This is a genomic window from Streptomyces dioscori, from assembly GCF_003024195.1.
GTDB classification, from domain to species: domain Bacteria; phylum Actinomycetota; class Actinomycetes; order Streptomycetales; family Streptomycetaceae; genus Streptomyces; species Streptomyces dioscori.
Genome location: NZ_KZ679043.1, coordinates 169,436 through 193,719 on the forward strand (window position 1 = coordinate 169,436; position 24,284 = coordinate 193,719).

Below are 24,284 nucleotides of genomic sequence, written 5' to 3' on the forward strand. Positions count from 1 at the left end.
CGCCCACCCACCCGCGGACGGGGGCCCCGGGGGCCAAAAGCCACCACCACACTTTCGGGTACCGATCACCGAACTACCTGGCACACCCCCGCGGACGCGACAAGCTGGGAACCCCGTCGCGCGCCCCGGAGACCCCCATGAGCACAGCCCTCGCTTCGGGCCCCCAAGGCCCGGACAACCTGAGCCCGTTACTCGCAACCGTGCTCGCTGCACTGCGGACGGGTGCCGCCACCCGCCCCGGCCCCCTCCCCGCCGGCGGCCCCGCGGACGTGGCCGCCCGCCTCCGCGAAGCCCTCGGCGACCCCTTCCCCGAGCACGGCGACGACCACGCACTGCACACCCTCGTGCACGCCTTCGCCGCAGGCGCCGCAGACCCCGCCCACCCCCACTGCACGGCCCACCTCCACTGCCCACCCCTCGCGATCGCCACCGCCGCCGACCTCGCCGCCTCCGCCCTCAACCCGTCCCTCGACTCCTGGGACCAGGCCCCCGCCGCCTCCGCACTGGAAACCCTCGTCGCCCGCGCCCTCGCCGCCGAGGTCTATCCCCCCACCGGACGGACCGCCACCCCCGACGCCCTCGTCACCACCGGCGGCACCGAGTCCAACCAGCTCGCCCTCCTCCTCGCCCGCGAACGACACCCCCACGTACGACTCGTCCAGGCCGAGAACGCCCACCACTCCCTCCACCGCGCCACCTGGCTCCTCGGCCTCCCCGAACCGGTCACCGTGCCCGCCCCCGCCGGCACCATGGACCCCGCCGCCCTCGACCAGGCCCTCACCGCCCTCGGCGGCCCACCCGGCACCGTCCTCGTCGCCGCCACCGCCGGCACCACCGACGCCGGCCTCATCGACCCGCTCCCCGACATCGCCGGCATCTGCGAAACCCACGGCGCCCGCCTCCACATCGACGCCGCCTACGGCGGAGGCCTCCTCCTCAGCGACCGCCACCGCCCCCAACTCGACGGCCTCGCCCGCGCCCACACCGTCACCCTCGACCTGCACAAACTCGGCTGGCAGCCCGTCGCCGCAGGCCTCCTCGCCGTCCGCGACCCCGACGACCTGCACGCCCTCACCCACCACGCCGACTACCTCAACGCCGACGACGACACCGAGGCCGGCCTCCCCGACCTCCTCGGCCGCTCCCTGCGCACCACCCGCCGCGCCGACATCCTCAAAATCGCCGTCACCCTCAAGACTCTCGGCCGCCAGCGGCTCGGCGCACTCGTCGACCAGGTCTGCGCCCACGCCACCGCACTCGCCGAACTCATCGACGTACACCCGCACTTCGAGCTCTACGACCGCCCCACCATCAGCACTGTCCTCTTCCGCCCCACCCACGCCACCGACACCACCGTCGCCGACGTACGCCGCACCCTCCTCGCCCAAGGCCGCGCCGTCCTCGGCCGCGCCCGGCTCGACAACCGGCTCTGGTTCAAAGCCACCCTGCTCAACCCGCACACCCAACCCGACGACCTCACCGCACTCCTCGAACTGGTGGAAGGACACACCGCCCGATGACGCCGCCCGCCACACCCCCCACGCACCCCGTGCACCACCAGCCCGAAGCCCCCCGCGACCTCGTCGGCATCGGCATCGGCCCCAGCAATCTCTCCCTCGCCGCCCTCGCCCACCCCCTCACCGAACTCGACACCGTCTTCTACGAACAACACCCCACGTTCGACTGGCACCCCGGCCTCCTCCTCGAAGGCGCCACCCTCCAAGTCCCCTTCCTCGCCGACCTCGTCACCCTCGCCGACCCCGCCAGCCCCTGGACCTTCCTCAACTACCTCAAGACCCGCGAACGCCTCTTCCCCTTCTACTTCGCCGAGCGCTTCCACATCCACCGCGCCGAGTACGCCGCCTACTGCCGCTGGGTCAGCGACAGCCTCCCCGGACTCCACTTCGGCCACCAGGTCGACGCCGTCCGCTGGAACCCCGAACGCGACATCTTCGAAGTCGACTTCACCCAACTCGACACCGACGGCGAAGCCGAAGCCCTCGGCCGCACCTACACCAGGAACATCGCCCTCGGCATCGGCACCGCCCCCCACATCCCCGAACCGATGCGCCCCCTCGCCGAAGCACCCGGCGTCCCCGTCATCCACGCCGCCGACTACCTCAAACACCGCGAGAACTTCCTCGCCGCCGACCACATCACCGTCATCGGATCAGGGCAGTCAGGCGCCGAAGTCTTCCTCGACCTCCTCAGAAACCGCCCCGTCGGCCGCGAGAGAATTCACTGGCTCGCCCGCACCGAAGCCTTCGCGCCCATGGAGTACTCAAAACTCGGGCTCGAACACTTCACCCCCGACTACACGCGCTACTTCCACGCCCTGCCCGAACCCGTACGCGACCGGCTCGTCCCCGCCCAATGGCAACTCCACAAAGGCATCGACGCCGACACCATCGCCGCCATCCACGACGAGCTCTACCGCCGCACCCTCGACGGCGGCTGGCCCGACACCGTCCTCACCCCCGGCGTCCACGTCCGCACCGCGGGACGCATCGGCAGCACCAAGATCGAACTACACCTGGAACACGTCCAACAGGCCAGCCGGTCCCGTATCACCACCGACGCCGTCGTCCTCGCCACCGGCTACCGGGAACGCCCCCTCGACCGCATCCTCGCCGGCCTCGACCCCTACATGCGCCGCGACGCCTCCGCACGCCCCAGGATCGACGACCACCACCGCCTCGTCCTCGACCCCTCCGTCACCGGATCCGTCCACGTCCAGAACGCCGAGACACACACCCACGGCGTAGGCGCCCCCGACCTCGGCCTCACCGCCTGGCGCAGCGCGAGCATCCTCAACTCCCTGACCGGCAAGGACCCCTACCCCCTGCCCGGCCGAACCGCCTTCACCAGCTTCGGACTCACCCCACAGCCCCAGATCCCGCCCGCCAGGCGACCGAAGACCCTCACACCACTGGTGGCCGACTGAAAAATCAGCCGGCCACCAGAAGCCACCAGAAGAAGGAGACGCGCGCGAACCGCTCTAGAAGACCGGCGTGCCCTCACGCGTCAGCTTCCAGTCCACCGACGCGAACTCCTTCGGATCCAGCGAACCCTTCGCCGTCACCCACTCCGCGATCCGCGTACGGATCTCCGTCGACTCCGCCCACAGTTCCTTCGCCGACGCCACATGCGGGAACGCGCCCCCACCGTTCGCCCGGTAGTTGTTCACCGCGAACACGAACTGCTGCGCGTCGTCCAACGCCGCACCATTGAACGAGAGGTTCTTGATCCGCGACCCCGCCGCCTGCGCGATGTCGATGTCGTACGACAGCCCCGACACGTAGTCGTAGTTGTAGTCCGGCCGGTTGCCCGCGTTCGTCAGCTTCTCCACGTCGACCGCCGCACCGGCCGCCGTCCGCACGAAGTACTCCGCCGAGAACTCCAGATACGCCCGCACCTGCGCACCCGTCAGCAACTTCGCGACCAACGTGTTGTCATACACGTACAGACTCGACAGATCCCGGATCGTCACATCCCCCGCCGGGATCTCCGACGTCCGCGAGAACGGCGACGCCTGCGACAACACCGGCAACGACGCGTACTCCGTACCCGCCAGCGCCGCCTTGACCACGTCCTCCTGGACCTTCGTGATCAGGTCGATGATCGGCGCGTCCTTGTACCGCGCCTCCACCGTCGTCAACGTCTCCGTCGCCGTCCCCACCACCTGGTTCACGTACGCCACGACCACATCGTGCTCGTCCTTCAGCAACTTCGTGATCCGCGGATCGTCCACCACCGCGTTCGAGTTACGGACCGACGCCGCCACCGACTCGACCGACCAGCGGCCCTTCTCGAAAACCAGCTCGAAGTCGAACAGCGAAAGCCGCTCCGCATACGCCAACGGCTCCGACAGCACGACCGTCTTCCCCGACTTCGTGTTCGTCACCTTCAGCTCGGGAATCTCCACATGCGCGTGCCCGACCAGAATCGCGTCGATCCCCGGCACCTGCTGCGCCACCAGAGCCGCCGAATTCTCCACGTACGGCAACTGGTCGCCGTACGACGACGTGCCCGAGGAACCGGAATGCGCGGACACGACCACCACGTCCGCGCCCATCGACCGCAGCTTCGGCACCCACTTCGCCGCCTGCTCCTCAAGCCCCGGGAACACCAGCTTCCCCTGCACATACGCCTTGTCCCAGATCGCGATACCCGGATTGGTCAGACCGAGAACCGCGACCTTGACCGGCGGAGCACCCTTCACATGGAACTTCTTCATGAAATACGGAGGAAAAGCCGGCTTCAGCGTCTTCGCGTCCAGCGCGTTCGCACCCAGCAGCGGGAAACGGCACTGCTGCTCGAACTTCCGCAGCGTCTCGATGCCGTAATTGAACTCGTGATTGCCCAGCGCCACAGCGTCATAGCCGATCGCGTTCATCGCCTGCGCCATCGGGTGCACCGGACCGCCCTTGGCGGTGATCGGATCCACCTTCGCGTAGTAGTACGTCAGCGGCGTGCCCTGAATCGTGTCACCCGCGTCCAGGAGCAGCGTGTTCCCACGGCCCTTCTCCTTGCGCACCGCGTTCACCAGCGTCGAGATACGCGCCAGACCCTGCGCGTTGCCCGCCGCGTCCGTGTACTCCGCGTCCTTGAAGTAGTCCCAGTTGAAGACATGACCGTGCAGATCCGTCGTCCCCATCACCGTCAGCGAGTACCGCTTCGGCTTCGGCTTCCCGTGACCGTGCCCCGTCGCCACCGCGGCCTCCGCGCTCGGCGCCGCGGCCGCACCGGCCAGAGCGACCCCGGCCCCGGTCACAGCGGACTTCTTCAGGAACTTCCGACGGTTCAACGGCATGACGGGCTACTCCTCGGAGGAACGATCAACGACGCGCGTAGATGTGGATACGGCTGTCCACCTGAACTTCAACAACGCGCGTAGATTCTGACCCGAGCACGCCACACAGCAACACCCCCCGCAGGTTTCGATCTGATGACCGGCAGACACCAAGGCATGCACCACGGCAGCTGCCACGGCCGACCCACCGGTGACAGAGTGGTACGCATGACCTCCGCAGCCGAGCAGCCAGGGCACCCCGCGCCCGCCACCCCCTACGGCACCCCCGCGGCCCCCCGCATCGCCGTCCGCGGCGAAGCCCACCTCGAAGTCGACCCCGAGATAGCCCGCATCGGCATCACCGTCAGCGCCCGCGGCACCGACCGCGCAGACGCCCTGAACGACCTCACCCGCCGCAACGCCACCGCCCTCGACCTCATCAAAACCTACGGCGACGCCGTCGAAAAACTCGAAACCGGCGCCTTCTCCATCACCCCCGAACTCACCAAACACGGCCGCGGCGAACGCATCCGCGCCTACCACGGCCGCGTCCACATCACCGCCGAACTCACCGACTTCACCGCCCTCGGCGAACTCACCACCCGCCTCGCCGACCTCGACCTCACCGGCATCGACGGCCCCTGGTGGGCCCTGCGCCCCGACTCACCCGCCCACCGCCAGGCCCGACAGCAAGCGGTACGCGAAGCGGTCCAACGCGCCCGCGAATACGCCGAAGCCCTCGGCACCACCCTCGCCGCGCTCGTCGAACTCGCCGACACCGAAGCCGAGAGCGCGCAGCCCTACGCCATGGCGGCCCCCCAGTTCGCCATGCGCTCCAAAGGCTTCGACGCCGGCACCCCCGAACAGGCCCCCGCCCTCGATCTCGAACCCGAAAGGCAACACGTGTACGCACAGGTCAACGCCCGCTTCACCATGTCACCACCAGCACTCTGAAAGCCCTCCAACGAACTCCCGAAATGCTCATCGGAGCACCCCCGCGCACAATCCAACCCTTGTCAATATCCCTTCACGCAAAGGTTGTTGAGTAGTCATGCAGCGCCAATTCCCTACCCACTGGTAAGCCCTAGGCTCACACCATGCGCCGAGCAAAGATCGTCTGTACATTGGGCCCCGCCACCGACTCCTACGACCAGATCAAAGCACTGGTCGAAGCCGGAATGGACGTAGCCCGCTTCAACCTCAGCCACGGCGGCTACGCCGACCACGAGGAGCGGTACCAGCACGTACGCAAGGCCTCTGACGAGACCGGCCGCAGCGTCGGCATCCTCGCCGACCTCCAAGGCCCCAAGATCCGCCTCGGCCGCTTCACCGAAGGACCCGTACTCCTCGAACGAGGCGACTCCTTCACCATCACCGTCGAAGACGGCGCCCAGGGCGACCGCCAGACCTGCGGGACCACATACGCCGGACTCGCCGCCGACGTCACCACCGGCGAACGCATCCTCGTCGACGACGGAAAAGTCTGCCTCGAAGTCACCTCCGTCGACGGACCCCGCGTCCACACCACCGTCGTCGAAGGCGGCATGGTCTCCGACAACAAAGGCCTCAACCTCCCCGGCGTCGCCGTCTCCGTCCCCGCCCTCTCCGAAAAGGACGAGAACGACCTCCGCTGGGCGCTGCGCACCGGCTGTGACGTCATCGCCCTCTCCTTCGTCCGCAGCGGACGCGACATCGAGGACGTCCACCGGATCATGGACGAGGAGGGCCGCCGCCTCCCCGTGATCGCCAAGGTCGAGAAGCCGCAGGCCGTCGAGAACATCGACGACATCGTCGCCGCCTTCGACGGCATCATGGTCGCCCGCGGCGACCTCGGCGTCGAGATGCCTCTGGAGCAGGTCCCGATCGTCCAGAAGCGCGCGATCAAACTGGCCAAGCGCAACGCCAAGCCGGTCATCGTCGCAACCCAGATGCTCGACTCGATGATCGAGAACTCCCGCCCCACCAGGGCCGAGGCGTCGGACGTGGCCAACGCCGTCATCGACGGCACGGACGCCGTGATGCTGTCGGGCGAGACGAGCGTCGGCAAGTACCCCGTCGAGACAGTCGCCACGATGGCCCGCATCGTCGAAGCGGCGGAGGAGGACATCCTGGCCAAGGGCCTGCCGCCCCTCACCGACCGCAACAAGCCCCGCACCCAGGGCGGCGCGGTCGCCCGGGCCGCCGCCGAGATGGGCGACTTCCTGGGCGCGAAGTTCCTCGTCGCCTTCACGCAGTCCGGCGACACGGTCCGCCGCCTGTCCCGCTACCGCTCGCCGATCCCGCTCCTGGCGTTCACCCCGGACGAGGCGACGCGCTCGCAGCTGAACCTCACATGGGGTGTGGAGACCCTCCTCGGCCCGCACGTCGACTCCACGGACGCGATGGTCGACCAGGTCGACGAACTCCTCCTGAAGCACGGCCGCTGCAAGAAGGGCGACATCGTCGTCATCACGGCCGGCTCCCCGCCCGGAGTCTCCGGCTCGACAAACCTGGTCCGAGTCCACCACATCGGAGAGGACGACAGCCCGAAGTAGGGGGCGGGGGCTCAGTACTTGGGCCCTACGTGGGCGTCCATGAGGGCGACGGAGGCGCGGCGGGCGACGGAGATGTTGAAGGGGTCCACGCCGCGGGCAAGGGTGGTCCATTTGACGCCGACCTTGTCGAGGGTGTCGCTGAAGAGCTTCCGGATGTCGTCCGACTTGTTGGCGAACAGGTAGCGCGGATACTCGTAGCGCTTGCGCTCGCCCGCCACGATTCGGGTCGTCCAGTTGATGATCCGGCATCCGTCGGAGTGGACAAGCCCTCGTACGAACGCCCACGGGTGGGCGTCGACGATGTCCTGCTGCCAGGGTTCGAGGGCGATCCGGCGGTCGTGCTTCTTGCCCGGGCCGTGTTGGGGGAAGAGGCAGGGCAAATGCTTCGAGTAGACCTTCACGTTGCGGCACCCGGTCTTGCGGACGCGGCAGACCGAGTTGTCGGGGAAGACCGTGCGCATGGCCTGCTCGCAGTCGTCAATGAGTCCGGGCCATGATTCGCCGCAGGTGATCATGAGATTGGGTACGCGGTGCGCTGAGTAGCGGCTGATGTGGCCGTCGCCCAGGTACAGACCGAGCAGGTAGCTGTACGCGGACTCGTTCAGCTCCCTGCCATCGCACCGGGGACACGGTGGGTCGTGCTTCCCCGGGCACTCGCCGCGTCTCGCCCGGTCCAGATGCTTCCAGTAACTGATGGTGCCGGGAGGGATGCCGAACGTCCGCGCCACGTCCGCGTTGCTCACGCCGTCCCGCAGGAGCGTGACTGCCTTTTGTCGCACTTCTGTGCTGTGGAGGTTCATGCGGCCACTCTGTGTGACGGATCGCAACCGCACGCAGCAAAAAGCGGATGTTCACGAGAATGGGAACATCCGCTTTACAGTGCTGACCTTGGAATCAAAGGAAAAGTGCCCCAGGTGGGATTCGAACCCACACTGTCCGCTGTTTGAGAGCGGCCTCTCTAACCAGTTGGAGTACTGGGGCCTTGGAAAGGAAGGGTTGCGACCACCCCTCGGCCCACTACCTTACCGTAGCTAGGTAGGCTCTTGGGAGCAGTACCTGCCCCATAAAGAGGAGCCCCCGTGACCGCCCCCGAGTCGCCCCAGCCCGTAGACGCGCCCGACGACGACAAGTCGCACGTGCCTCCGCTGACGACCCGTGTCGTCATCGCCGAGGACGAGGCGTTGATCCGTCTCGACCTCAAGGAGATGCTCGAAGAAGAGGGGTACTCGGTCGTCGGCGAGGCCGGTGACGGTGAGGAAGCCGTCGAGCTCGCCCGGGAGCACCGCCCTGACCTGGTCATTCTCGATGTGAAGATGCCCAAGTTGGATGGGATCTCGGCGGCCGAGAAGATCGCGGAGGAGTCCATCGCCCCCGTGCTGATGCTGACCGCGTTCTCGCAGCGCGACCTCGTCGAGCGGGCGAGGGACGCCGGCGCGATGGCGTACCTCGTGAAGCCGTTCAGCAAGAGTGACGTCGTTCCGGCCATCGAGATGGCTGTCTCGCGGTTCACGGAGCTGAAGGCGCTGGAGAAGGAGATCGAGGATCTCACCCAGCGGCTGGAGACGCGGAAGCTGGTGGACCGCGCGAAGTCGGTGCTGCAGACGGAGTACGGCCTCACCGAGCCGGCCGCGTTCCGGTGGATCCAGAAGACGTCGATGGACCGTCGTATGTCGATGCAGCAGGTCGCCGAGGCGGTCATTCTCGACGCCGACGAGAAGAAAGCCGACAAGAAGGCGTCCAAGGGCTGAGCTGCCCACCCTGCTCGTCGTACGGCTGAGGCCCGCACCCCGGATTCACGGGTGCGGGCCTCAGCCGTACAGCAAGCGAGATCCAGGGACCTCAGTCCTCGCCGAGGTACGCCTTGCGGACGGATTCGTCGGTGAGGAGGTCGCGGCCGGTGCCGGAGAGCACGATGGAGCCGACTTCCATGACGTGTCCGTGGTCGGCGAGGGAGAGCGCCGCCTGGGCGTTCTGCTCGACGAGGAGGATCGTCGTGCCCTGGGACTTCAGTTCCGCGATGGTCGCCATGATCTTCTGCATCATGATCGGCGAGAGGCCCATGGAGGGTTCGTCGAGCATGAGCAGTTTCGGCTGGGACATCAGGGCGCGGCCCATGGCGAGCATCTGCTGCTCACCGCCGGAGAGGGTGCCCGCGGCCTGCTTGCGGCGTTCTCCGAGGATGGCGAAGAGGTCGTACGCGCGCTGGATGTCCTTCTCGATGCCTGCCTTGTCGTTGCGCAGGAAGGCGCCGAGGCGGAGGTTGTCCTCGATCGTCATGCGGGGGAAGATGTGCCGCCCCTCGGGGGAGTGCGCGAGTCCGAGGGAGACGATCTGGTGGGCCGGGGTCTTCTTGAGGGACTTGCCCTGGAACTTGATCTGGCCGCCGATGGGCTTGAGGAGGCCGGAGAGGGTGCGCAGGGTGGTGGTCTTGCCGGCGCCGTTGGTGCCGATGAGGGTGACGACCTGGCCGGCGTCGACCTTGAAGGAGATGCCCTTGACGGCTTCGATCTTGCCGTAGGCGACCCGGAGGTCTTCGACTTCGAGGAGTGCGGTCATCGGTCGGTCTCCTTGCGGGGCGCGGCGTCGGCCTGTGCTTCGGCCGCTTCGACCTCCGCGACTTCGGCTTGGCCGGGTGCGTCTTCGTAGGGTTCGCCGAGGTAGGCGGCGACGACGCGTTCGTCTCCCTGGACGGTTGCGCTGTCGCCTTCGACGAGTTTTTCGCCTTGGACGAGGACGGCGACGCGGTCGCAGAGGTTGAAGATGAAGCGCATGTCGTGCTCGATGACGAGGACGGCGATGCCCATGTCGCGGATGGCGAAGACGAGTTCTTCGGTGGCGCGGGTTTCTTGCGGGTTCATTCCGGCGGTGGGCTCGTCGAGGAGCAGGAGGCCGGGTTCGCTGGCGAGTGCGCGGGCGATTTCGAGCTTGCGCTGTTCGCCGTAGGGGAGGTTCCTGGCGAGGTGGTCCCGTTTGGCGGCGAGGCCGATGAACTCCAGGAGTTCCATGGCGCGTTCTTCGGAGGCTTTTTCGGCTTTCTTGAAGCCGGGGCCGCGTAGGAGTGCGGACCAGAGGCCTTCTTTGGTGCGGGTGTGGCGGCCGACGAGGACGTTTTCCAGGACGGTCATGTTGGCGAAGAGCCGGATGTTCTGGAAGGTGCGGGCGACGCCGGCGGCGGTGACTTTGAAGGATTGTGAGGGGAGGATCTTGCCTTTGTAGCGGACCTCGCCCTCGGTGGGGGTGTAGAGGCCGGTGAGGCAGTTGAAGAAGGTCGTCTTGCCGGCGCCGTTGGGGCCGATGAGTCCGACGATTTCTCCGCTGTTGACGGTGAGGTCGACGTTGCGTACGGCGGTGAGTCCGCCGAAGCGCATGGTGACGCCGCGGGCGTCGAGGACGGTTTCGCCGGGGGCGTGGGGGCCCGGGGCGGTGTCCTTGGTGGTGGTGTCGGTTGTCATGGTGGTCAGGCCCCTGCCTTGCTGAGGACTGTGGGCGCTTCCGCTTCCTCGTGGAATTCGAGCTGGCGCCGCCGGTTGGGGATGAGGCCTTCCGGGCGGAAGCGCATCAGCAGGACGAGCGCGAGGCCGAAGGCGAGGAGCTGGTAGTTGCCGAGGAACTGGAGCTTGGCGGGGATGAGGTAGAGCAGTGCGGCGCCGACGAGGGGGCCGCTGATGGTGCCCATGCCGCCGAGGACGACCGCTGCGAGCAGGAAGGCCGAGTTGGGCGGGACGACGTGGGCGAACTGGTACTGCTCGGGTGTCACGGTGTAGGTGACGTGTGCCTGTACGGATCCGGCGAGGCCGGCGAGTGCGGCGCCGAGGGCGAAGGCGATGAGCTTGACGCGGAAGCCGTTGATGCCCATGGCGAGTGCGGCTGTCTCGTCCTCGCGGATGGCGACCCAGGCGCGGCCGATGCGGGAGTCGCCGCTGCGGCGGAACACGACGACGACGACCAGCGTGATGAGGAGCATCAGCAGGAAGTAGTTGGCGAATCGCGCGATGGTGAAGCCGGCGATGGTGTGTTCCTGGCCGAAGTCGAAGCCGAGGATGTTGAGGTTCGGGATCGAGGAGATGCCGTTGGAGCCGTTGGTGATGTCGGGTCCGCTGGTGCCGTCCGCGTTGAGGACGGTGATCCGGAAGATCTCTCCGAAGCCGAGGGTGACGATGGCGAGGTAGTCGCCGCGCAGTCGCAGGGTGGGGGCGCCGATGAGGACGCCGAAGACCATGGCGACGGCTGCGCCGAGGAGGGCCGCGGCCCAGAACGGCAGGTGGATGTCGAAGGGTGAGGAGGGGGAGCCGGAGACCATGGCCGCGGTGTAGGCGCCGACGCCGAGGAAGGCGACGTATCCGAGGTCGAGGAGGCCGGCGAGTCCGACGACGATGTTGAGGCCGAGGGCGACGGTGGCGAAGATCAGGATGTAGACGCCGATGGTCGCGTACTGGTCGTTGGACTGGGTGAAGGGGAAGGCGGCCGCGGCGACGAACGCGCCGAGCATGGTGACGTTGCGGTGTTTGCCGGTGAGTGCGGAGACCCGGTTGACGAGTCCGGCTTTGGCCGCGGCGGCGAAGCCGAAGCCGGTGGTGATGAGGAAGCCGACGAAGAGTTCGTCGTACTCGGTGCCGATGCCGTAGGTGAAGACGGTCAGGCCGAGGGCGAGTGCCGCGACGATGATGAGTATCTCGGCGTACGCGGGCAGCTTGCGGGCCGGCTTGGTGGTGCCGGAGGCGAAGGCTGCCTTGATGACGGTGCCCGTGTGCCGTGCCTTGTGGCGGAACTGCTCCCAGGCGGTGTCTTCGGGGTCGAAGGGGTCGGGCGCGGGTCGCTCGAAGGGCAGGGAGAGCGCGCCGAGGAGGGCCGCGAGGGTGGCCACGGCCGCGACCCAGCCGCCGGGTTCGAGGTTGGCGAGGCCGCCGAGCTGGGCGCTGATCGCGATGACCGTGTACCAGGTGGTGGCGAAGGCGGCGAGTGCGGCGAGTTTGATGGCGCTGTCGGCGCCGGCGGGTGTCAGCCAGCGCAGGCCCTTGATGCCGTAGGAGGCGAGGGCGAAGAGCGTGGTGAGGAGGCCGCCGATGAGGACGAGGACCTGGAGGCCGCCGGGGTAGCCGTAGTAGGTGAGGTCGCCGGGGAACTCGTCGGTCCAGGTCCAGGCGAGGAAGGTGGAGATGAGGGTGAGGATGCCGCCGCCGGTGGCGAGGGCGCGTCCGATGTGGGGCGGGATGCCGATGAGGCCGGTGGTGTTGCCGGTGGGCTCGTCGGCGGGAGCCTGGGGCGTGTTGGTCTGTGTGGTCATCGGTGTCACGCCCTGTCCGCGACGCGCTCGCCGAGCAGGCCTTGTGGCCTGAAGAGGAGCACGAGGATGAGGAGTACGAAGGCCCAGACGTTGGCCCAGGTCTGGCCGCCGAGCTGTTCCATGCCGGGGACGTCGGCGATGTAGGCGGTGGCGAGGGTCTCGGCGAGGCCGAGGACGAGGCCGCCGATCATGGCTCCGTAGATGTTGCCGATGCCGCCGAGGACTGCGGCGGTGAAGGCCTTGAGGCCGAGGATGAAGCCCATACGGAAGTTGATCTCGCCGTATTTGAGGCCGTAGGCGACGCCTCCGACGGCGGCGAACGCGGCGCCGAGGGCGAACGCGACCACGATGATGCGGTCGGTGTTGATGCCCATGAGCTTGGCCGTGTCGGGGTCCTGTGCGGTGGCCTGCATGCCGCGGCCGGTGCGGGTCTTCATGACGAAGTAGGCGAGGATCGCCATGCTGATGGGTGCGGCGATCAGCAGGAAGACGTCACCGGTCTGGATGGTGACGCTGCCGATTTCGAAGGGGCCTCCGTCGATCTCCGGGAAGGTGATCGGGGAGTCGGCTTCGGGGTACCAGGCCCACACCGCCTGCTGGAGGGCGAGGGAGAGGCCGATGGCGGTGATGAGCGGGGCGAGTCGTGGCGCGGTGCGCAGAGGGCGGTAGGCGAACCGCTCCGCTCCTACGGCGACGGTGACCGAGACCATGACGGCGCCGACGAGCATCAGTGGCAGGGCGAGCCACATGCTGGTGCCGTCGGGCAAAATGTACAGATAGACCGTGAGAGCGCCGAAGGCACCGGTCATGAAGATCTCGCCGTGGGCGAAGTTGATGAGCTGGACGATGCCATAGACCATCGTGTAGCCGATGGCGACCAGCCCGTACATGGATCCCAGTAGCAGGCCGTTGACCAGCTGCTGCGGCAGTTCGTTCACCGCATGTCCTCCGAGCGTTCGGATAGTCGAGGGATGTGACCGGATGTGGGTCCGCGCGGGGCGCCTGTGGTGCGGCGCCCCGCGCGGCTCAGGTGATGCGGGGTGTGGGTCAGCCGGTGTAGGTGCCGGACTTCACCGGCTTCCAGGCACCGCCCTCGACCGAGTAGACGGTGAGCTGCTTGTTGGTGGTGTCGCCGAACTCGTCGAAGGAGACCTTGCCGGTCACGCCGTCGAACGAGACGCCCTGGACGGCTTCGGTGATCTTCGCGCGGGCGTCGTCCGGGAGCTTGCCGTCGTTGTCCTCGACGACCTTCTTCACGGCTTCGATGATCGCCCAGGCGGAGTCGTAGGAGTAACCGCCGTATGCGGCGAAGTCCTCCTTGTAGCCGGCCGCCTTGTAGTTGGCGACGAACTCCTTGGCGGAGGGCAGGTCCTCGACGGGCGCACCGACCGAGGTGGCGAGGTCGCCGGTGCTGTCCTTCCCGGCCAGCTGGATGAAGGTCGGGTCGAAGATGCCGTCGCCACCGACGACGGGGATCTTGGAACCGGCGGCCTTGATCTGCTTGCTCAGCGGGCCGGCCTGCGGGTACTCGCCGCCGTAGTAGACGACGTCCGCGCCGGAGCTCTTGACCTGGGTGGCGACCGCGGAGAAGTCCTTGGAGTCCGGGTCGATGTGCTGGGTTCCGACGACCTTGCCGCCGAGCTTCTTGAACTCGCCGGTGAAGGTGGCGGCCAGGCCGGCGCCGTAGGTCTTCTTGTCGTCGATGACGAAGACCTTCTTCTTCTTCGCGTCGTTGTAGACGTACTGCGCGGCGAACGGGCCCTGGATGGCGTCCGTGGTCGCGGTGCGGAAGTACGACTTGTACGTGCGGACCTTCTTGTTCTGCCAGTCCGTGCCCTGCGTCAGGGTCGGGCCCGTGTTGGCGGGGGAGACCTGGACGAGCTTGGCGTCGTCGAAGACCTTCTGCATGGACTCGGCGACCGAGGAGTTCAGCGGGCCGACGGCGCCGACGACGTCCTTGTCGGCGACGAACTTGACGGCGTTCTGCTGGCCCGAGGAGGGCTGCGCCTGGTCGTCGAGGGCTTCGACCTTGAAGGTGATGCCTTCGACGGTCTTTTCCTTGTTGGCCGTCTTGGCGGCGAGGTCCACGGAGTTCTTGATTCCGAGGCCCAGCGCGGAGAGGTCGCCGGTCAGCGGGGCGTCGACGCCGATGACGACAGTTTTGCCGTCGCTGCCGGAGTCCGAGCCGCCGTCGTCGTCGCGCGAGCCACAGGCGGTGAGGGTGAGTGCTCCCGCCGCCAGCGCGGCGGTGATGGCGATGAGCGAACGTTGACGCACGATCAGCAGTCCTTTCCCTGGCACGGCCGTTCCTCGTGGAACGGGCCGAGTCGAGCGCTGGGCCGAAAATTCTTCGAATCCGATGGCGCGGTGACTGGCCGTGACTCTAAGGGGGTGGGGGGAACGTGGAGGAGAGTCTGAAGAAGGATGTGACGCTCTTGTTATGACACGAGGTAATGCAGAGCGGTACTCGGTGGGTGGATGGGTGGAATTACGGCCGATTCGTCCGGTCCACATTGTGAGAACCCGCAGATCGCGCGACGGTGTTTTCAGTAGCGTTCTAGCGTTTTGCTAGTGACGACGGGTCGTTGCTGCAGGCTACTTGCAGGGCTTCGGACAGGTCGTGCGCATAACGCTCACCCAAGATGTAGCTGTGGTCTTCTATTGCGCGCGTATTACGCAGAGTTACGTCCAGGAAAGGAAGTCCGGCGTTCCGCGGCGTATTCGCGCATTCCGTGACATTCATAGTGACAACGATCTTGTGGCCGAAACCCGTCCTTGTGCGGAACGGCGGTTTGGGCACCGAGGTCAGATTGAGCCCGGCGTAGGGCTGGGAGATCTCCACGACGGTGATGGTGGGGCCGGACAGCGCGGTGACCCGCACCGCGAAGGTGAAGCTGCCCTTCGGCGCGCGCCTGGGGGAGCCCTCCTCGCCCAGGTAGGTGACGTCGACGACCTGGGACGGAAACGGCCCGACGGCGGGCGGCGGTGGCTGCGGCCGGGTCGCGTAGAGGTAGCCGCCGCCCGCGAGGACGGCGGTGGCCGCCGCGGACGCGAGGACCGCGCGGCGGTGGCGGGCGTAGTAGAGGGCCGCCGGGTGTCCCCGGGGCAGGCCGTGGCCGGTCGGCGGGGGAGCTTCGACGTCGTCCCACGCGCGTGTTCCCTCGCCCGGTTCGACCGGACCGACGCCACTCAACTCCAGGGCCCTTCCGTCGGGTTGCCGTTGCGGTACCGCTCCTCGCAGCGCTCGCGCGCGGTGCGGTCGATCAGTTCTCCTGCCGCCTGTGCGCCCTCGCGCCTCTTCTCGGCCCGGGCGGCGTCCACGACGTCCAGCAGGATCTCGTACTGCCTGTTGGACAGGCCCATCGACTGGTAGTCGCCGTAGGTGTCGCCGTCCAGGACCTTGCGCGACCAGTGCGCGACGAGGCGCGCGCACAGGTCCTCGGGCCGGGTCGCAGGGGGTGACGACCGCGTGCCGGGGGCCGTGCGCGTGACCTCCGGCGCGCCGGTCGTGCCGCTCTGTGTGCCGGACCCGCCGCACCCGGTCGCGCCGGTGGCCAGGGCGCCGGTCAGGAGCGCCAGTCCGAGCACCCGCCCCCGCCAGGGGGCCCCACCCGTTCCCATGCCCTGACGCTAGGCCGCCGGGTGCCCGGGATCAACGCCCGCGTCGGACAACGGTTTTCGGACGGGCCCGGCCGGCGGTTCAGCCGGTGGCGCCGACCCGCTCCGCGTCGCTCGGCCGCACATCGCGCAGCAGGCAGGTCAGCCGGGCGCTGCACACCCGCCTGCCGTCCTCGTCGCTGATCACGATCTCGTACGTGGCGGTCGAGCGGCCGCGGTGCAGGGGGGTGGCCACGGCGGTCACGAGGCCGGACGTGGCGCCCCGGTGGTGGGTGCAGTTGAGGTCGACACCGACGGCGATCTTGGAGCTGCCGCCGTGCAGCATGGCGCCGACCGAGCCGAGGGTCTCGGCGAGCACGGCGGAGGCGCCGCCGTGCAGGAGTCCGTAGGGCTGGGTGTTGCCCTCGACCGGCATGGTGCCCACGACGCGGTCCGCGGAGGCCTCGATGATCTGGACGCCCATACGGGTGCCGAGGTGTCCGGCGGAGAACATGGCGACCAGGTCCACGCCGAGTGCCGAGTACTCGTCGATGACCTCTTGCGGGAACTTCACGTGGTGCTGCTCGCCCATGGGTCCGTTTCCTTACGTCGTCGGTCGTGCGTCCGGAGCCCGGGTCCGGAACCCGCGTCTAAGCGAACGCTCAGTTGGTTGCCGATTGTTCCAGACGGACGACGACGGACTTGCTGGCGGGCGTGTTGCTGGTGTCGGCGGTGGCGTCCAGCGGCACCAGGACGTTCGTCTCCGGGTAGTAGGCGGCCGCGCAGCCGCGGGCCGTCGGGTAGTGCACGATCCGGAAACCGGCGGCGCGGCGCTCCACCCCGTCCTTCCACTCGCTGACGAGATCGGTGTACGAGCCGTCGGCGAGACCCAGCTCGCGGGCGTCCTCGGGGTTGACCAGGACCACCCGGCGGCCGTTCTTGATGCCCCGGTAGCGGTCGTCGAGGCCGTAGATCGTGGTGTTGTACTGGTCGTGCGAGCGCAGGGTCTGCAGGAGCAGGCGGCCCTCGGGGAGCTTCGGGTACTCGACGGGCGCGGCCGTGAAGTTGGCCTTGCCGGTGGCGGTCGGGAAGCGCCGCTCGTCGCGCGGGGCGTGCGGGAGGGCGAAGCCCGCGGGGTCGGCCACGCGCGCGTTGAAGTCGTCGAAGCCCGGCACCACGCGTGCGATGCGGTCGCGGACGGTCGCGTAGTCCTTCTCGAACTCCTCCCAGGGCGTGCGGGAGTCCTCGCCGAGGACGCGGCGGGCGAGCCGGCACACGATGGCCGGCTCGGACAGCAGATGGTCGCTCGCGGGGTCCAGACGGCCGCGGGAGGCGTGCACCATGCCCATGGAGTCCTCGACGGTCACGAACTGCTCGCCGCCGCCCTGGAGATCGCGCTCGGTACGTCCCAGGGTGGGCAGGATCAGGGCGCGCGCCCCGGTGACGGCGTGCGAGCGGTTGAGCTTCGTCGACACGTGCACGGTGAGGCGGGCGCGGCGCATCGCGGCCTCGGTGACCTCGGTGTCGGGGGAGGCCGACACGAAGTTGCCGCCCATCGCGAAGAAGACCTTGGCCTTGTCGTCGCGCATCGCGCGGATCGCCCGCACGACGTCGTAGCCGTGGCCGCGCGGCGGGGCGAAGCCGAACTCCTTCTCCAGGGCGTCCAGGAAAGCGGGCGCGGGGCGCTCGAAGATGCCCATCGTGCGGTCGCCCTGCACGTTCGAGTGACCGCGGACCGGGCAGACGCCCGCGCCCGGCCGGCCGATGTTGCCGCGCAGCAGCAGGAAGTTGACGACCTCGCGGATCGTCGGCACGGAGTGCTTGTGCTGGGTGAGGCCCATCGCCCAGCAGACGATGGTGCGCTTCGAGGCGAGGACCATGGACAGCGCCTCGTCGATCTGCGCGCGCGTGAGGCCCGTCGCCGTGAGGGTCTCGTCCCAGTCGGCGGCGCGGGCGGCCTCGGTGAACTCCTCGTAGCCGTGGGTGTGTTCGCCGACGAACTCCTCGTCGACGGCGCCCTCCGTCTCCAGGATGAGCTTGTTCAGGAGGCGGAAGAGGGCCTGGTCGCCGCCGATACGGATCTGCAGGAACAGGTCGGTGAGGGCCGCGCCCTTGAACATGCCCTGGGGGGTCTGCGGGTTCTTGAAGCGCTCCATGCCCGCCTCGGGCAGCGGGTTCACCGTGATGATCCGCGCGCCGTTCGACTTCGCCTTCTCCAGGGCGGAGAGCATGCGCGGGTGGTTGGTGCCGGGGTTCTGCCCGGCCACGATGATCAGATCCGCCTGGTAGAGGTCGTCCAGCAGGACGCTGCCCTTGCCGATCCCTATCGTCTCGTTCAGCGCGGAGCCGGACGACTCGTGGCACATGTTCGAACAGTCGGGGAGGTTGTTCGTGCCGTACTCGCGGGCGAACAGCTGGTAGAGGAACGCCGCCTCGTTGCTCGTGCGGCCCGAGGTGTAGAACAGCGCCTCGTCCGGCGAGCCGAGGCCGGTGAGCTCCTCGGCGATGATGTCGAAGGCACGCTCCCACGGAACCGCCTCGTAGCGGTCGGCGCCCTCCGCGAGATACATGGGGTGCGTGAGGCGGCCCTGCTGGCCCAGCCAGTAGCCGCTGCGGGTCGCGAGGTCGGCGACCGGGTGCGCGGCGAAGAAGTCCGGGGTCACGCGGCGCAGGGTGGCCTCCTCCGCGACCGCCTTCGCGCCGTTCTCGCAGAACTCCGCCGTGTGCCGGTGCTCCGGCTCCGGCCAGGCGCAGCCCGGGCAGTCGAAGCCGTCCTTCTGATTGACCCGCAGCAATGTCAGCGCCGTGCGCTTCACACCCATCTGCTGCTGGGCCATGCGCAGGGAATGCCCGACGGCGGGCAGCCCGGCCGCAGCATGCTTCGGTTCCGCGACCTGCGGGGCGTCCTGAACCGGATCACTCTGGGGCGGCTTGCCGGCCATGTCGGCCTCCTCTTCGAGCACATGTGTGAGGTACGTCTCCGATCCTCCCACGTGGTACTGACACGGATCCTGCCCCGGTCCGGAGAACGGGCGGGAACGGGCGTGGAGGGAGGGGGGAACCGGGGAGAACCGGCACACGGACACCATCGTGGGCGGCGGGGCGGGACCGACTGTCAGTGGGGCGTGGCAGGATCGGGGGTGTGGCAGAGACAGCATCGAAGAAGACCGAGAAGACCTCCGGCGGGGGACGCCCCCGGCTGATGCTCATGGATGGGCATTCGCTGGCGTACCGCGCGTTCTTCGCGCTGCCCGCGGAGAATTTCACGACGGCGACGGGCCAGCCGACGAACGCGATCTACGGCTTCGCGTCGATGCTCGCCAACACGCTGCGCGACGAGTCGCCCACGCACTTCGCGGTGGCGTTCGACGTGTCGCGCAAGACGTGGCGCTCCGAGGAGTTCACGGAGTACAAGGCGAACAGGTCGAAGACGCCCGACGAGTTCAAGGGCCAGGTCGAACTGATCGGCGAGGTCCTGGACGCGATGAACGCCGAGCGGTTCGCCGTCGACGGCTTCGAGGCGGACGACATCATCGCCACGCTCGCCACGCAGGCCGAGGCCGAGGGCTTCGACGTGCTGATCGTCACCGGCGACCGCGACTCCTTCCAGCTGGTCTCCGAGCACACCACCGTGCTCTATCCGACCAAAGGCGTCTCCGAGCTGACCCGGTTCACCCCGGAGAAGGTCTTCGAGAAGTACGGGCTGACGCCGGCCCAGTACCCCGACTTCGCGGCACTGCGCGGCGACCCGTCCGACAACCTGCCGGGCATCCCCGGCGTCGGTGAGAAGACCGCCGCGAAGTGGATCAACCAGTTCGGTTCGTTCGCGGAGCTGGTCGAGCGCGCCGAGGAGGTCAAGGGCAAGGCCGGGCAGAACTTCCGCGACCACCTGGAGTCGGTCAAGCTCAACCGCCGCCTCACCGAGATGGTGCGTGACGTCGAACTGCCGAAGGCGGTCCCCGACCTGGAGCGCGCTCCGTACGACCGCACGGCCCTCGCCATGGTCCTGGACACCCTGGAGATCCGTAACCCGTCGCTGCGCGAGCGGCTGCTCGCCGTCGACCCCGGGGCGGAGCAGGCCGAGGACGCGGCGCCGGTCGCCGCGGGCGTGGCCGTGGACGGCACGGTCCTCGACGCGGGCGAGCTGGGCCCCTGGCTCACCGAGCACGGCACGACCGTCCTCGGTGTCGCCACGGTCGACACCTGGGCGCTCGGTACGGGATCGGTCGCCGAGGTCGCCCTCGCCGCGGCCGACGGGGCGGCGGCCTGGTTCGACCCGTCGCAGCTCGACGAGAGCGACGAGAACGCCTTCGCGCGCTGGATCTCCGATGCCGACAGCCCCAAGGTGCTGCACAACGCCAAGGCGGTCATGCGGGTCTTCGCCGAGCACGGCTGGAGCGTCGCGGGCATCTCCATGGACACCGCCCTCGCCGCCTACCTCGTCAAGCCGGGCCGGCGCTCCTTCGACCTGGACGCGCTGTCCCTGGAGTACCTCGGCCGGGAGCTGGCGCCCGCCGCGACCGCCGACGGACAGCTCGCCTTCGGCGCCGACGAGGGCGCCGAGGCCGACGCGCTGATGGTGCAGGCCCGCGCCGTCCTCGACCTGGGCGAAGCCTTCGGGGAGCGACTGAAGGAGGTCGGCGCGGCCGATCTGCTCCAGGACATGGAGCTGCCCACCTCCGAGCTGCTCGCCCGGCTGGAGCGGCACGGCATCGCGGCGGACAGGGCCCACCTGGAAGCCATGGAGCAGATGTTCGCCGGCGCGGTCCAGCAGGCCGTGAAGGAGGCGCACGCGGCGGTCGGGCACGAGTTCAACCTCGGCTCGCCCAAGCAGCTCCAGGAAGTCCTCTTCGGTGAACTGGGCCTGCCCAAGACGAAGAAGACGAAGACCGGCTACACGACGGACGCCGACGCGCTCGCCTGGCTCGCCGCCCAGACCGACCACGAACTGCCCGTCATCATGCTCCGCCACCGCGAGCAGGCGAAGCTGCGAGTCACCGTCGAGGGCCTGATCAAGACGATCGCCGCGGACGGCCGCATCCACACCACGTTCCACCAGACGGTCGCCGCGACGGGCCGCCTCTCGTCGCAGGACCCGAACCTGCAGAACATCCCGGTGCGCACCGAGGAAGGCCGCGCGATCCGCCGCGGCTTCGTGGTCGGCGAGGGCTTCGAGTCCCTCATGACCGCCGACTACAGCCAGATCGAACTGCGCGTGATGGCCCACCTGTCGGAGGACGAAGGCCTCCTTGCGGCCTTCACGTCCGGCGAGGACCTGCACACCACCGTCGCCTCCCAGGTGTTCTCCGTGGAGCGCGACGCCGTCGACGCGGAGATGCGCCGCAAGATCAAGGCCATGTCGTACGGGCTCGCGTACGGGCTGTCCGCGTTCGGGCTCTCCCAGCAGCTCAACATCGACGCGGGTGAGGCGCGTGGCCTGATGGACACGTACTTCGAGCGCTTCGGCGGGGTGCGGGACTATCTGCGCCGGGCGGTCGACGAGGCGCGGGCGACGGGGTACACGGCGACGCTCTTCGGACGCCGCCGCTACCTTCCCGACCTCAACAGCGACAACCGGCAGCGGCGCGAGGCCGCGGAGCGGATGGCGTTGAACGCGCCGATCCAGGGCACGGCCGCGGACATCGTCAAGATCGCGATGCTGAACGTGGACAAGGCGCTGCGGGAGGCCGGGCTGACGTCCCGGATGCTCCTCCAGGTCCACGACGAAATCGTCCTGGAGATCGCTCCGGGCGAGCGGGCGAAGGCGGAGGAACTGGTCCGCCGGGAGATGGCCGCGGCGGTGCGGCTGCGGGCCCCGCTGGACGTCTCGGTGGGCTCGGGGCGCGACTGGGAGTCGGCAGCGCACTAGCTCCGCAGGGGGCCGGTTGTTCATCTGCGGGCCCGGCGGGGGTTGGCCGCGCAGTTCCCCGCGCCCCTGGGTTGGCCTGGGTGGGGGCTGATCGCGCCGTTCCCCGCGCCCCTGAAGGGGCTGGCTTGGGTTGGGGGTCGGGGGTCGTCTGCGGGCCCGGTGGGGGCTGGTCGCGCAGTTCCCCGCGCCCCTAAAGGCGAAAGACCAGGGCGCAGCCCCGTCTTTCAGGGGCGCGGGGAACGGCGCAGTCTTTTGTCTTTTGGGGGCGCGGGGAACGGCGCAATCTTTTCGTCTTTTAGGGGCGCGGGGAACGGCGCAATCCTTTTGCCCCTCAGGGGCGCGGGGAACTGCGCGATCAGCCCCCACCGGGCCGCAGACTTAACCCAGCCCCCGGACGGCCCGTCACCCGCCTGGACCCCGACCAGGCGCCCCCCGCGGAGCCCCCCGCCAGGATGCGGGCATGGGTCCTCACATACGGAACACGCGGTACGTACCGCAGGTACGACACTGCCGCACCGCCCTCGTCGCAGCCCTGGCCTCGGCCCGCTTCACCCCGGTCCCCGCCGTCTCGGCCACCGCGGCCACCCCCAGATTCCCGTCGGGCACAGCGGGCACAGCGGGCACGTTCGACGGGTCCTGGCCGGCCGACGCCACCAGCCACCGTTTCCTGCCCGACGACCCTGACGACCCGGACGACCCCACCTGCCACGCCCCTCGCCTCGCTGCCCGCCTGTCGCACGACATCCGCGCCGCGCTGTCGTCCAGGCGCGGCACGGTGTCCGTGGCCGTACGCGACGACCTGGGCCTGGTCTGCGAGCTGGCGGGCGAGCGTCAGTACGACTCCGCGGGCATCGCCAAGGTGCTGGTCATGGAGGGGCTCCTGCGGCGGGCGGAGCAACTGGGCAGGTCACTCACCCGCGCCTGCGGACTCGGCCTGCTCGCCGAGGTCCGCGCGGACCGGCGCGGGGGCGTCCCCGCGGGCAAGGGCCATCCCTACCCGGCCCGCCCGGTCGTCGTCCTGACCCACGACAACCCCACCAAGGCGTACGGCGTCCGCACCATCGAGCGCATAGCCCAGGTCGTGCACCGGGGCCTGGGACAGGGCGGCGGCCCCGGCCGCGCAGTCGTCCCGGAGACGCCGGGGACGTCGGGGACGCTGGGAGCACCGGAGATACCGGAGACAGCGGAGGCGCTGCTCAGCGAGGAACCGGATGGTTCGGCTCCGTACGAGCCGCTGCCGGGCCGGGACGAACCGGAGCCGGGCGCCACACCCTGACCGCCACGGCGTACGCGGCGAATCCGGCGGCCAGCCCGGCCCCCGCCCCGAAGCACACGGTGGGAATCAGCTCCCATGGCTCGGCCCGCGACCCCCAGTAGTCCCACCAGCGCGTCGCCCGCTGTACGGCCGCCACCGCCGCGCAGCCGCCGATCAGGGCCCCCGCGAGCCACCGGTCACGCACCGAGAGCGCGGGAACGCCCACCGGCTCGGCGGCAGGCTGCCGCCGCAGGGCCACCACCAGGAACACCGCGATCACCACGGCCGCGAGCGCCGAACCGCCGTACTGCAGATACCAGTACAAGGGCGATCCCGCGATCTCCCGCCCCAGGACGGGCAGGACCCGCATGCCCCACCGGTCGAGATGTGTGAACGCGTCCCACACGACATGGGTGAGCGCCCCGGACACCGCCGACACGTACCACCACAGGGCGAGTGGGAGGCGCGGACGGGCGGGCGGCGCACCGCAGCGCAGGAAGGCGCCGACCCTTCCCTGCCGACTGCGCGGCAGCAGCGCCACCAGCGGCTCCCGCAGCACCAGCCAGGCGCCCACGAGCGCCCAGGCGACCAGGACGTCGAAGGTGAACACCCCGGTGAAGGAGTGCGTGAAATCGCCGAACTCCATTGCCTCCGGCAGCACACTCGCCGCGTAATAGGTCATGTCGGGCGCGAACGAACCGGCCACGAGTACGGCAGGAACCAGCCGGCCCCGTCCGGACCCGTCGGCGCGCACCGCCGGCAGGACGGCGGCGGCATGACTGAGAGTGAACGGCAACTGGGCTCCAAGCGAACAGTATTGACCGGGCCGGAGGGCCTCATGATCGGTGACGTCCGGTATGTGGAAACGGTTCCCGGATCCACGGCATGGCGAGCAGCCGCCGGGGAAGGACAAACGGGATATGGCCAACCGGTGAAGACCGGTCCCGAACAGG

Annotated in this window: 19 protein-coding genes and 1 tRNA gene; 7 read left to right on the plus strand and 13 right to left on the minus strand. The window is 68.9% G+C overall.

Annotated features, from left to right (window positions below; genetic code table 11):
• Nucleotides 1–137 precede the first annotated feature (137 nt).
• Nucleotides 138–1,520, plus strand: a complete 1,383-nt coding sequence (locus C6Y14_RS17080; protein ID WP_107017554.1) for a pyridoxal phosphate-dependent decarboxylase family protein — start codon at nt 138–140, stop codon at nt 1,518–1,520.
• Nucleotides 1,517–2,944, plus strand: coding sequence for a lysine N(6)-hydroxylase/L-ornithine N(5)-oxygenase family protein (locus C6Y14_RS17085; RefSeq protein WP_107017555.1), 1,428 nt, complete (start codon nt 1,517–1,519; stop codon nt 2,942–2,944). The genes C6Y14_RS17080 and C6Y14_RS17085 overlap by 4 nt, the downstream gene beginning before the upstream one ends.
• A gap of 54 nt (nt 2,945–2,998) precedes the next feature.
• On the opposite strand, the gene C6Y14_RS17090 is transcribed toward C6Y14_RS17085, so the two are convergent.
• The gene (locus tag C6Y14_RS17090; RefSeq protein ID WP_107017556.1) at nt 2,999–4,813 is read right to left on the minus strand and encodes a bifunctional metallophosphatase/5'-nucleotidase; all 1,815 of its coding nucleotides are present in this window, start codon (nt 4,811–4,813) and stop codon (nt 2,999–3,001) included.
• 207 nt (nt 4,814–5,020) lie between these two features.
• Here C6Y14_RS17090 and C6Y14_RS17095 point away from each other — a divergent pair, with 207 nt between their 5' ends.
• Together C6Y14_RS17095 and pyk are read left to right on the plus strand one after the other, a co-directional pair.
• The gene (locus C6Y14_RS17095; protein ID WP_107017557.1) at nt 5,021–5,746 is read left to right on the plus strand and encodes an SIMPL domain-containing protein; all 726 of its coding nucleotides are present in this window, start codon (nt 5,021–5,023) and stop codon (nt 5,744–5,746) included.
• A gap of 143 nt (nt 5,747–5,889) precedes the next feature.
• Nucleotides 5,890–7,326 carry a pyruvate kinase gene (gene pyk / locus C6Y14_RS17100; protein WP_107017558.1) on the plus strand — a complete coding sequence of 479 codons (1,437 nt, stop codon included), beginning with the start codon at nt 5,890–5,892 and terminating at the stop codon, nt 7,324–7,326.
• 11 nt (nt 7,327–7,337) lie between these two features.
• Here pyk and C6Y14_RS17105 read toward each other — a convergent pair whose 3' ends face one another.
• Both C6Y14_RS17105 and C6Y14_RS17110 read right to left on the minus strand, forming a co-directional pair.
• Nucleotides 7,338–8,126 carry a helix-turn-helix domain-containing protein gene (locus C6Y14_RS17105; RefSeq protein ID WP_107017559.1) on the minus strand — a complete coding sequence of 263 codons (789 nt, stop codon included), beginning with the start codon at nt 8,124–8,126 and terminating at the stop codon, nt 7,338–7,340.
• A gap of 106 nt (nt 8,127–8,232) precedes the next feature.
• A tRNA-Leu gene (locus tag C6Y14_RS17110) sits at nt 8,233–8,307 on the minus strand.
• Nucleotides 8,308–8,405: 98 nt separating this feature from the next.
• On the opposite strand from C6Y14_RS17110, the gene C6Y14_RS17115 reads away from it, so the two are divergent.
• Complete coding sequence (locus C6Y14_RS17115; RefSeq protein WP_107017560.1) at nt 8,406–9,074, plus strand: ANTAR domain-containing response regulator; 669 nt, start codon at nt 8,406–8,408, stop codon at nt 9,072–9,074.
• Between the two features lie 91 nt (nt 9,075–9,165).
• On the opposite strand, the gene C6Y14_RS17120 is transcribed toward C6Y14_RS17115, so the two are convergent.
• The 9 genes from C6Y14_RS17120 to C6Y14_RS17160 form a co-directional block, all read right to left on the minus strand.
• Nucleotides 9,166–9,882 (minus strand): ABC transporter ATP-binding protein, encoded by a 717-nt coding sequence (locus tag C6Y14_RS17120; protein ID WP_107017561.1) that lies wholly within the window; start codon nt 9,880–9,882, stop codon nt 9,166–9,168.
• Nucleotides 9,879–10,778: an ABC transporter ATP-binding protein gene (locus tag C6Y14_RS17125; protein WP_107017562.1), complete on the minus strand. Its 900-nt coding sequence runs from the start codon at nt 10,776–10,778 to the stop codon at nt 9,879–9,881. Before C6Y14_RS17125 ends, C6Y14_RS17120 begins: the two co-directional genes overlap by 4 nt.
• A gap of 5 nt (nt 10,779–10,783) precedes the next feature.
• Nucleotides 10,784–12,610, minus strand: a complete 1,827-nt coding sequence (locus C6Y14_RS17130) for a branched-chain amino acid ABC transporter permease (RefSeq protein ID WP_107017563.1) — start codon at nt 12,608–12,610, stop codon at nt 10,784–10,786.
• A gap of 5 nt (nt 12,611–12,615) precedes the next feature.
• The gene (locus C6Y14_RS17135) at nt 12,616–13,548 is read right to left on the minus strand and encodes a branched-chain amino acid ABC transporter permease (protein WP_107017564.1); all 933 of its coding nucleotides are present in this window, start codon (nt 13,546–13,548) and stop codon (nt 12,616–12,618) included.
• 109 nt (nt 13,549–13,657) lie between these two features.
• Nucleotides 13,658–14,887, minus strand: a complete 1,230-nt coding sequence (locus tag C6Y14_RS17140; protein WP_199854763.1) for a branched-chain amino acid ABC transporter substrate-binding protein — start codon at nt 14,885–14,887, stop codon at nt 13,658–13,660.
• A 280-nt stretch (nt 14,888–15,167) separates the two neighbouring features.
• Entirely contained in the window at nt 15,168–15,803 is a 636-nt protein-coding gene (locus tag C6Y14_RS17145; protein WP_107017566.1) for a Tat pathway signal sequence domain protein, read from the minus strand.
• Nucleotides 15,800–16,231 (minus strand): hypothetical protein, encoded by a 432-nt coding sequence (locus tag C6Y14_RS17150; RefSeq protein ID WP_107017567.1) that lies wholly within the window; start codon nt 16,229–16,231, stop codon nt 15,800–15,802. The genes C6Y14_RS17145 and C6Y14_RS17150 overlap by 4 nt, the downstream gene beginning before the upstream one ends.
• A gap of 79 nt (nt 16,232–16,310) precedes the next feature.
• Nucleotides 16,311–16,799 carry a PaaI family thioesterase gene (locus C6Y14_RS17155; RefSeq protein WP_107017568.1) on the minus strand — a complete coding sequence of 163 codons (489 nt, stop codon included), beginning with the start codon at nt 16,797–16,799 and terminating at the stop codon, nt 16,311–16,313.
• A gap of 70 nt (nt 16,800–16,869) precedes the next feature.
• Complete coding sequence (locus C6Y14_RS17160; protein ID WP_107017820.1) at nt 16,870–19,149, minus strand: FdhF/YdeP family oxidoreductase; 2,280 nt, start codon at nt 19,147–19,149, stop codon at nt 16,870–16,872.
• A gap of 200 nt (nt 19,150–19,349) precedes the next feature.
• Between C6Y14_RS17160 and polA the strand changes: the two genes are divergently transcribed.
• Complete coding sequence (gene polA / locus C6Y14_RS17165) at nt 19,350–22,076, plus strand: DNA polymerase I (protein ID WP_107017569.1); 2,727 nt, start codon at nt 19,350–19,352, stop codon at nt 22,074–22,076.
• A gap of 460 nt (nt 22,077–22,536) precedes the next feature.
• The gene (locus C6Y14_RS17170) at nt 22,537–23,352 is read left to right on the plus strand and encodes a serine hydrolase (RefSeq protein WP_107017570.1); all 816 of its coding nucleotides are present in this window, start codon (nt 22,537–22,539) and stop codon (nt 23,350–23,352) included.
• Here C6Y14_RS17170 and C6Y14_RS17175 read toward each other — a convergent pair.
• A complete protein-coding gene (locus C6Y14_RS17175; RefSeq protein WP_107017571.1) occupies nt 23,273–24,127 on the minus strand; it encodes a DUF4184 family protein in 855 nt (284 codons plus the stop codon). The genes C6Y14_RS17170 and C6Y14_RS17175 overlap by 80 nt on opposite strands.
• Nucleotides 24,128–24,284: the final 157 nt, after the last annotated feature.